The organism is Arthrobacter sp. SO3 (assembly GCF_020532825.1).
Lineage (GTDB): Bacteria > Actinomycetota > Actinomycetes > Actinomycetales > Micrococcaceae > Arthrobacter.
The window spans coordinates 1-7,683 of the sequence record NZ_MQTS01000056.1; the positions used below are offsets into that span (position 1 = coordinate 1).

A 7,683-nucleotide genomic window follows, 5' to 3' on the forward strand; every position below is an offset into this window, starting at 1 on the left:
GATGCGGTCATGCTGATCTCTACTTTCGGTAGACCCCCATTTTAAGAGGGCCCACTGTCCGAGATCTCCGCGGCAGCCCATACCGTCTGAGGCGAGCGGTCCGTCGCTGCCAGCTCAAGCAGATACTCCGTGGCAGGAGCGAACTCCTCGCCCGTCGCGTCGAGGACCGCGAACCCCGGAACGCCGGTGCGAGGAATCACCCGCCCGACGTTCGCGACAGTCAGTCCCTCCGCTCGATGCCCATCCCAACTGCGATCCGAGAGATCCATGACCAAAGCATGACGCTGACAGGGCTCGTCCCAGGCCGAGGACACGCGCGTTAACCATCGACTTAGTCCGGTAAACAGATCGCGGACGAGCTGCCGCATCACCGGTTTGGGGTCTTCCATAAGTTCGGAGAGCCGGCGCCGCACCTGCTCCAGGGTCGGCGGCGTGAATTCCGTCCGAATCCCTGCCCACGTTTGATCGTTGATGGGTTGGCCGTTCACCATTCTTCCGGGGTTTCGTTGGCGTCGCTGATGCTGTCCAGGAGCCACCGGGCGAGCGGGTTCCGGCGGGGAGTGGCGGTCCGGAAGTGTGAGTGGGTGCCGGGGCGGATTATCTGCCTCCACAGGCATTTCTACTGGTCAGCGCACTTCTCCGTTGGAAGGCACGTTAGTTGCGTCGGCCTGCGCTGGTCCAGCATCCCGGGAGTATCGACCCGGCCGCGTTGGCACGACACTCCGATCTGGCTGCCGAAGCGGCATTCAGGCATGTTGCCTCGCTGGCAGCGACGGCAGGAGTGGAGGTGTCCTTCAGCCAGCGCTCCGGACGGGTAGCAGCCGAAATCCTGGCCGAGGCCCGTGTAGTCAACGCCGTGCTGACAGTCGTGGCCCCGGTAGACCGCCCCGGCAGTGCAACGCCTTATATCGGGAGCCACACCCTGCGGGTTCTGGAGTTCTCGGGCGTCCCCGTCATGGTGGTACCGCTGCGTAGGGCAACCTGAGTTCCCCAACCTGTATCGCGATGGTTTGGTTTACGTCGGGCCTCTTGCCGGGGCACGTTCCCGGTGCCACACAATCATGAGTCGCAGGAAGGAGACGGAGGCCAGCGACACTCCGATGAGCAGCAGCGTGGCCTGGTCGTGGAGGATGAAATCAGGTGCCGCTCTGGGGTCGGTCGACCAGGACGGGGCAGGGGGCATGATGGGTGACTTGGCTAGAGGTCGATCCGAGCAGCAGCCCGGTAAATCCTCCGTGTCCCAGGGATCCCACGATGAGAAGGCCCGCATCTTTGGCGGCATCCAGAAACGCGGTGGCGGCGGAATCCCGAACGAGCATTCCCGTGACGTTCACGCCCTCAGTAGCGACGGCCTTCAGCGCGTGCTTCTGGACTTATTCGGCGAAGTGAAACGAGTCGCTACCGTGGAGGGCACAGGAGGATAGTGCCGGGCGGTGATAACCCTCATGTGCCCGTGGCGCAGGCGCGCTTCGTCCACGGCCCAGCGAACGGCGTCCAAGGATTGTTCGGAACCGTCGACACCGACCACGATCAGGAATGTACCGGAAGCGTTCATCCGGCGCTACACCCTCACATCCCGTACCGGAACCCATTCACCCGAAGCAGCCGGACGGAGGTCCAGACCGGCGGGTCCTTCAGGCGGCGTCCACACCATGGAGTTTCACGGTACCGGGCCCGAGGCGTCTCCGGTCGCCGGGTGCATGCGGAACAGCACTCGGCTATTTGGCACAGTGGTAGTTTGCGGTTATGGTCAATGCCTTCGCGTGGTTCTCACAGTCCGGTATCGTGCAGGGATTAATTCTCGGCGCCGTGCTGGCGTTCTTGACGGCGATCCTCATTATGAATGCCGTGGGCAGGGCGATCACAACGACTGCCAGCGGTTGGAGTGCCATCCGCCGATGCGGCCAGCCTGGCAACGGAGTCCTCGTGCGGGCCGCCTGCGCCAAAGCCCTGCCCGTCGTCAATGTGTTTGAAGAGGCCGCGTACTGGACGACCACTGTGGATGGGTCAGGGCAAACGTTGAGCGGCGGGCATGGATACGTCCTGCATTTTCCTGCCGGGAAACTCCCACCGAATGACGCCTTCTGGTCGCTCACTCCGACCGATGTCGTCGGGTATATGGTAACTAATCCAACTAATCGCTATAGCGTTGGTGACCGTTCACCGCTCGCGCGGAACGCCGACGGTTCAGTCGATATCTACCTCCAGCATCAGGCTCCGGGCACGCACGAGCAGAACTGGCTGTCAACTCCTTCCGGGAAGTTTAAGCTGATGTTCCGCGTGTATCTGCCTGGGGCGGCAATTCTCGACGGCACGTACCAATTGCCGCGCGTTGTCAGGGCGTGGTGACATGAACCGCCTCGTCCTGAAATACGGACGTCCCCTTACAGCCGTCATACTGGCGGTCTTCGCTTGGGTCATCTACCGGCGGATCGCCGGCGGGGACGAGATCATTCCAGTTGCCATAGCGGCAGCCATCGTATGGGGACTCGGCGCTCCGGCATTCATCTACCTCTGGCCGCGTCTCACGGTCAGCGGCTACAAGAGGGCGATTCTCAAGCATGGGTTCGGCGACGGCCCAGTCCCCGTCAACACGCTGCACGCCGTGCCCAACACCTCCTCCCCGTCGGCGTCGCGCGGGAGCCTTATGGCAACGGGAGCCGACGACCTGCTCTACGTCGGCGGGTGGCTCGACTTGAGGAAGGGGCCGCAAGTCCTTCACGTACCTAACATGGCGGGCCGTTACTTCAGCGTGCAGTTCACCGACCCGTCCAAGGGCGCCAATTTTGCCTACGTCGGCAAACGTACGACGGGAACCGGGGCCGGTGACTATGTTCTCAGCGCGCCCGGCTGGAAGGGAACCGTACCGAACGGCATGACGCAGATTTTTTCGCCGACCGATTCCGCGCTCGTCATTGGCCGTGTCTTAGTCGAGAGCGACGGCGATCTTCCGATCGCTTACGCGCTTGCGAAGCAAATACAGCTCGCGCCGCTGAAACACTAGCGGTCGACGGGAACCGGGATGCTGGCGGAGAGAAGCGCGTGATTTCGTCGTTCTCATTCATTTCGATCTGCAGGCGGGTCCTTGTCTGCGCGTCCTCCTGCGTTTGCTTAGGCCACGAATCGGTTGAGCTGTGTCTGAACCGGATGTTCCAGCGTCCCGGAGAGGCACGAAGCCTGCAATCCCGGTCCGTACTAGCCTCCTTCTTATGATGCCGAACCCTGCCCCAGGCCAGGCCAGGCCAGGCCAGGCCGGGCCGGGCAGCGGGCGCACGGAGGCGCATCCAGGCGGGTACGTGGCAGGCATGGCCGGGCGGGCCCGCAGGCCGGTGGCGATCAATAACTTATCGAATCCGATCCGGCTGCCGTCGGCGAGGTGGAGTTGCTTTGCGGGCAGCTCCAGTCCGGTCGCCGCTACGCCCGGGCGCCATGCGGCGCGGAGGTCCGGTGGCGTGGGAGCGATGTGTCCTCCAGGGGCGCCGACCAGGTCAGGACTTGTTTAGACAGCAGAAGCCGGTGGTTGGGTTCTTGCGGCTCCTGCCCGATGAGAGTCAGCGATCCGGTGAACGCCTCCTCGCGCAGCCGTTCCGCTGCGCGCAGCCCCGCCATTGATGCCCCCACGATGACGATCCGTCCGGTTCTCCTAAACGTCCCCGCGCTGTTCTCGACGGGAGCACCCGCCGCGGGTTGTACGTCAGGGCCTCGTCCCCCAGGCTCATGAAGACGTCCGGGGCGAGGAAGGCGCACTTGGCGTAGCCCTAGCATTGGGTGAGATCGGCGAGGATCCCCATGCCGCACTTCTTCCTCTAGCGGAAGAGGCCTGCGACCGGCCAGGGCCTGCAGCGGAACCCGGTCGCGAAGCCGGTCAGCGCCGTGGCGTAGCTTATTCGTAGCGGAGGGCGTCGATGGGGTTTTGCCGCGCTGCCCGCCAAGCCGGGAGGGTTCCGGCGATGAAGGCGATGGCCATGACCAGGAGGATGACGCCGGCCACGGAGCCGGGAGCGAAGGCCAGGATGTGCAGGCCCTCCAGATCGCTGAGGGGTCCGCGGGCGAGGGCGCCACTGACAGCGGTACCGAGCCCGATGGCGGCGGCGGAGCCGACCGCGCTGCCGAGGAACCCGATGAACGCCGCTTCGGTGCTGAAGAGCGCGAAGACGGATCCGCTGCCCATGCCCATGGCTTTCATGAGGCCGATTTCCCGGGTGCGCTCCTGAACGGACATCAGCAGCGTATTCACGATCCCGAAGCCCGCGGCGATCAGGGCGATGACGGCAAAGGCGTCCAGGACTCCGATGATGCCGTTGATGACGGTCTTGACCGTGCCGATCCTGTCATCGAGGGTCTGGGCGGTGTAGCCCGCGGCGGCGAGCCCGGCCTTCATCTCAGTAATCTGCGCGGCGGAGGACGGAGCGAAGGTGGCCGTTACGTTTGCCCATGCGGTCTTCGACGCGGCAGGGGCACCGGTACCTTGGGCATCGGCGAGGGCGGTCGAGAGGGCCTTGTTGATGAACGCGCCGCCGCCGCCGAGCAGGGCGCTTTGTTCAATGCCGGTGATGCGGGCGGTGAGGGGGTGCAGGGTTCCGGTTGCGTCGGTGATGCCGATCGTGGCGTCCTGGCCGACGGCCTGGTTGTTGTCCGCGAAGCCCAGCGGCGCCACGTAGCTGGAGGGAAGGATCAGCTGGGGTTCGGTTGTGGAATCGTCCAGGGCGGTGCCCGCGGCCAGCTGGGGCTGCGCCCCGGCGAGGGGGCTGACGGAGAGCTGGTATTTGTCGTGGTCGTTCCACTGGATGTAGTCCGGGTTGAGGCGGGTCACCGGGGTGACGCCGGTGATGCCCGGGACGGCGCCGATGGTGTCCAGATCGGTCTGGCCCAGGGCCGGCTGGGTTGAGCCCGGCCGGCCGCCGGCGGCCAGGACCCTGGTGCTTGCGTCGTATTTCTTTGGTCCCGAGGCGGGATTGCCGCTGGTGTCGGTTTTACCCACGGTGAAGGAGTTGCTGGAGCCGACGGCGGCGATCTGGCCGTCGATGTAGTTCGAGATGCCGGTGCCGAGGCCGTTGGTGATGGTCAGGGTGAACGCTCCGACGAAGATGGCCAGGATGGTGAGGAACGTGCGCAGTTTGCTGCGGAAGCTGTTCGCCATTGCGGTCTTCAGGATTTCGAGCGGTTTCATGCCGCGTGCTCCTCGTCGGTGGTGATCAGCAGACCGTCGCGGATATAGAGACGGCGGTTGAAGCGGGCGGCCAGGTCGTGGTCGTGCGTGACCGTGATCAGGGTGATGCCGTGGTTGATGTTGAGGTCGAACAGGATGTCCTCGACGATGCGCCCGGTGGCGGTGTCCAGGTTCCCGGTGGGCTCGTCCGCGAACAGCACTTGGGGGTTGTTGACCAGGGCCCGGGCAATCACGACCCGCTGTTTCTGGCCGCCCGACAGGTTGCCGGCCTTGTTGCGGGCTTTGTCGGCGAGTTCGAGCTGTTCCAGGACGGCCATTCCGCGGGCCCGCCGCTCGCGGGCGCTGACACCGGCGATCTTCAGGGGCAGCACGACGTTTTCCAGCACACTCGATGCCGAGTTGAGGAAGAACTGCTGGAACACGAAGCCGAACATCGTGTTCCGCAGCGTGTTGAGCCGCCGGCCGCTGAGCGTCTTCGCGTCAGTCCCGTCGACGCGGACCTGCCCGCCGCCGGGGGAGTCCAGCAGCGCGAGAAGGTGCATCAGCGTTGACTTGCCGGAGCCGCTCTTACCCACAATCGCCACGGAATCGCCCCGGCCGATCTCCAGGGAAACGCCTTTGAGCGCGTCGAAACGATCAGGCCCGCGCCCGTAAGTCTTGGAGAGGTCTTGGGCGGCCAGAATTGGCACAGACATGGAGGTCCAATCAGGTGTCGGGAAAACATCAGGGTCAAACGATCGTCACGGATGATTGGCGGCGGCGGGACTTTATGGGACGCCGCGCAATCGGCGAAGCTCCGGTCAAATAGCGGTTGACCGGAGCATCGGTCCATTAGTACTGGGTGGACCTTGACGTTCGCTGGGAAAGCCGGCCGCCGGACTGAGCTCCGCGCTAAGCCGTGAGGTCGTACTGCGCCTTGAGGACGTCATCGATCGAAGTTTGGCCTGCCACGACGGGAGAGGCGCCTGGCCGGTTCTCCGCTCGTCGCGCTGGCATGTCTCGACGAAACGAGCACCGCGTGGTGCGGCCTGAGCGGACACGCAGGTCCAAGGTCTAGAGGATGTCAATAACGGCCCCTGTCGGCTCCATCGCGGGGCCGGGGTGTCGGATCTATTTCGCCGTGCGGTTGGACTTATCCACCAGAATCAAGTTTTTCGGGGCAAAGAGGCGCCGCACCCTGTCAATGCGGGGTGTGGCTGTTTGGGGCGGCCTCTCGCCTGTGATCTGATGTTCCGGGTGTGCGGGTCCCGGAACGGCTTATTCGGTTGTGTAGGTGAGCGGCTCTACTGCAGATCGGGTGTCCCCCCATGGGTCTTTCCTGGGCGTTCCTCCTCGTTCGTCCTTCAGTGGCGTTTTCGCGGTCACCACCTCATGGTGGCTGGGGCCGCCTACAACATGAATTGCTGAGTATTCTTTAGATCGATATAGGGTGGCGGCCGGTCCAGAAATTTCCAGGTGAGGATCGTCAACGGCACAGACAGGCAGTTCCGGCAGCCCGGCGTCCCGGGCCACCGTCTGTACCGCCAGTAGCCCGCTCCGGGACACGAAGTTCGGCTCGTCGAACGTAGCTGACAACGCGGCGGGACTGTGGGAAGCATGCATCTTCAACAGCGATTTCATGACTGTCCCTGAAATGGCGGGCCTTGATTACACCAGAGCCGGTAGTGGGCCCCGGACACGAGGTCCCGCCCGTCCGCCCCCCTACAGCAAATACGCCCGCCGGGAATATTCACAGCCTCGTAAAGCCCGACGTCAACGTGGTGGGCGGGAAGAATTGGGGGTGCCTGAGGGGAGTCGACCAAAGGTCAGCGAACCACGAAACTAGGCTAGAATCAAACTTAATTACTCGGTTATTGTTTTGATTCTTAGCACTATAGGCGCCCACCTGCAGTCCGGGTCAGCGCTGGCTTGGGCTAACGCGGCTGTCAGGAGGCATGCGGGAATGACCGAAATCCGATGGCTTGAAGCGTTCGTTGCGGTTGCTGAGGAACTCCACTTCGGCCGCGCGGCGCTGCGCCTGCATACGGCGCAATCCCCGCTGAGCCAGACGATCCGGAAGCTCGAGACGGACCTGGGGACACGGCTCTTTGAGCGCAACACCCGGAGCGTGGCCCTGACGCCGGCTGGCCATGCCCTCCTGCCGCGGGCGTACCGGGTGCTCCAGGAGATGCGCCTGGCCCGGGAGGCAGCACAGGCGGACGTAGCGGGCATCCGGGGCAAGATTCGAATCGGATTTTCCGGAGCGGTGAACCACTTGACCCTCCCGCCCCTCACCCGCGCCTTGCGGCGGAAGCACCCGGACATCGAGCTGGACCTCACCAGCAGGGTACGCACCGCAGATGGACTGGCAAGCGTTGCTAACGGCACGCTGGACCTCGCCTTCGTCGGTATGCCGGAATCCCCGGTGCCCTCCGTTACGGCCCGGCTGATTGCCCGGGAAGAAATCGGGGCGGTGCTCCCACTGGATCATCGGCTGGCCCGGGAGAAGTCAATACCGCTGCAGAGCCTGGCGG

The 7,683-nt window shown here is 64.2% G+C and carries 11 protein-coding genes; 4 read left to right on the top strand and 7 right to left on the bottom strand.

All coding sequences use genetic code 11. The features are described from left to right. Positions 1-41: 41 nt before the first annotated feature. Complete coding sequence (locus tag BJQ90_RS05995; protein ID WP_226759391.1) at positions 42-491, bottom strand: hypothetical protein; 450 nt, start codon at positions 489-491, stop codon at positions 42-44. Between the two features lie 167 nt (positions 492-658). On the opposite strand from BJQ90_RS05995, the gene BJQ90_RS06000 reads away from it, so the two are divergent. Next, entirely contained in the window at positions 659-985 is a 327-nt protein-coding gene (locus tag BJQ90_RS06000; protein ID WP_226759392.1) for a universal stress protein, read from the top strand. A gap of 30 nt (positions 986-1,015) precedes the next feature. On the opposite strand, the gene BJQ90_RS06005 is transcribed toward BJQ90_RS06000, so the two are convergent. From BJQ90_RS06005 to BJQ90_RS22440, 3 genes are read right to left on the bottom strand one after another with little or no spacing between them, the layout of a single operon-like run. Next, a complete protein-coding gene (locus BJQ90_RS06005) occupies positions 1,016-1,183 on the bottom strand; it encodes a hypothetical protein (RefSeq protein WP_226759426.1) in 168 nt (55 codons plus the stop codon). Continuing rightward, positions 1,137-1,319 carry a universal stress protein gene (locus tag BJQ90_RS22435; protein ID WP_264197011.1) on the bottom strand — a complete coding sequence of 61 codons (183 nt, stop codon included), beginning with the start codon at positions 1,317-1,319 and terminating at the stop codon, positions 1,137-1,139. Before BJQ90_RS22435 ends, BJQ90_RS06005 begins: the two co-directional genes overlap by 47 nt. Before the next feature lie 35 nt (positions 1,320-1,354). Further along, entirely contained in the window at positions 1,355-1,555 is a 201-nt protein-coding gene (locus tag BJQ90_RS22440) for a universal stress protein (protein ID WP_264197009.1), read from the bottom strand. A gap of 191 nt (positions 1,556-1,746) precedes the next feature. On the opposite strand from BJQ90_RS22440, the gene BJQ90_RS06015 reads away from it, so the two are divergent. Together BJQ90_RS06015 and BJQ90_RS06020 are read left to right on the top strand one after the other, a co-directional pair. Then, positions 1,747-2,349 carry a DUF1214 domain-containing protein gene (locus BJQ90_RS06015; protein WP_226759393.1) on the top strand — a complete coding sequence of 201 codons (603 nt, stop codon included), beginning with the start codon at positions 1,747-1,749 and terminating at the stop codon, positions 2,347-2,349. Between the two features lies 1 nt (position 2,350). Further along, complete coding sequence (locus BJQ90_RS06020) at positions 2,351-3,004, top strand: DUF1254 domain-containing protein (protein WP_226759394.1); 654 nt, start codon at positions 2,351-2,353, stop codon at positions 3,002-3,004. A gap of 410 nt (positions 3,005-3,414) precedes the next feature. Here the strand turns inward: BJQ90_RS06020 and BJQ90_RS22860 are convergent, their stop codons facing one another. The 3 genes from BJQ90_RS22860 to BJQ90_RS06030 form a co-directional block, all read right to left on the bottom strand. Continuing rightward, entirely contained in the window at positions 3,415-3,765 is a 351-nt protein-coding gene (locus BJQ90_RS22860) for an FAD-dependent oxidoreductase (RefSeq protein ID WP_413463645.1), read from the bottom strand. A gap of 118 nt (positions 3,766-3,883) precedes the next feature. Continuing rightward, complete coding sequence (locus BJQ90_RS06025) at positions 3,884-5,170, bottom strand: ABC transporter permease (protein WP_226759395.1); 1,287 nt, start codon at positions 5,168-5,170, stop codon at positions 3,884-3,886. Next, complete coding sequence (locus BJQ90_RS06030) at positions 5,167-5,865, bottom strand: ABC transporter ATP-binding protein (RefSeq protein ID WP_226759396.1); 699 nt, start codon at positions 5,863-5,865, stop codon at positions 5,167-5,169. The genes BJQ90_RS06025 and BJQ90_RS06030 overlap by 4 nt, the downstream gene beginning before the upstream one ends. A gap of 1,247 nt (positions 5,866-7,112) precedes the next feature. Between BJQ90_RS06030 and BJQ90_RS06035 the strand changes: the two genes are divergently transcribed. After that, positions 7,113-7,683 (top strand): LysR family transcriptional regulator (locus BJQ90_RS06035; protein WP_226759397.1); only part of this gene is annotated, 571 nt, incomplete at its 3' end.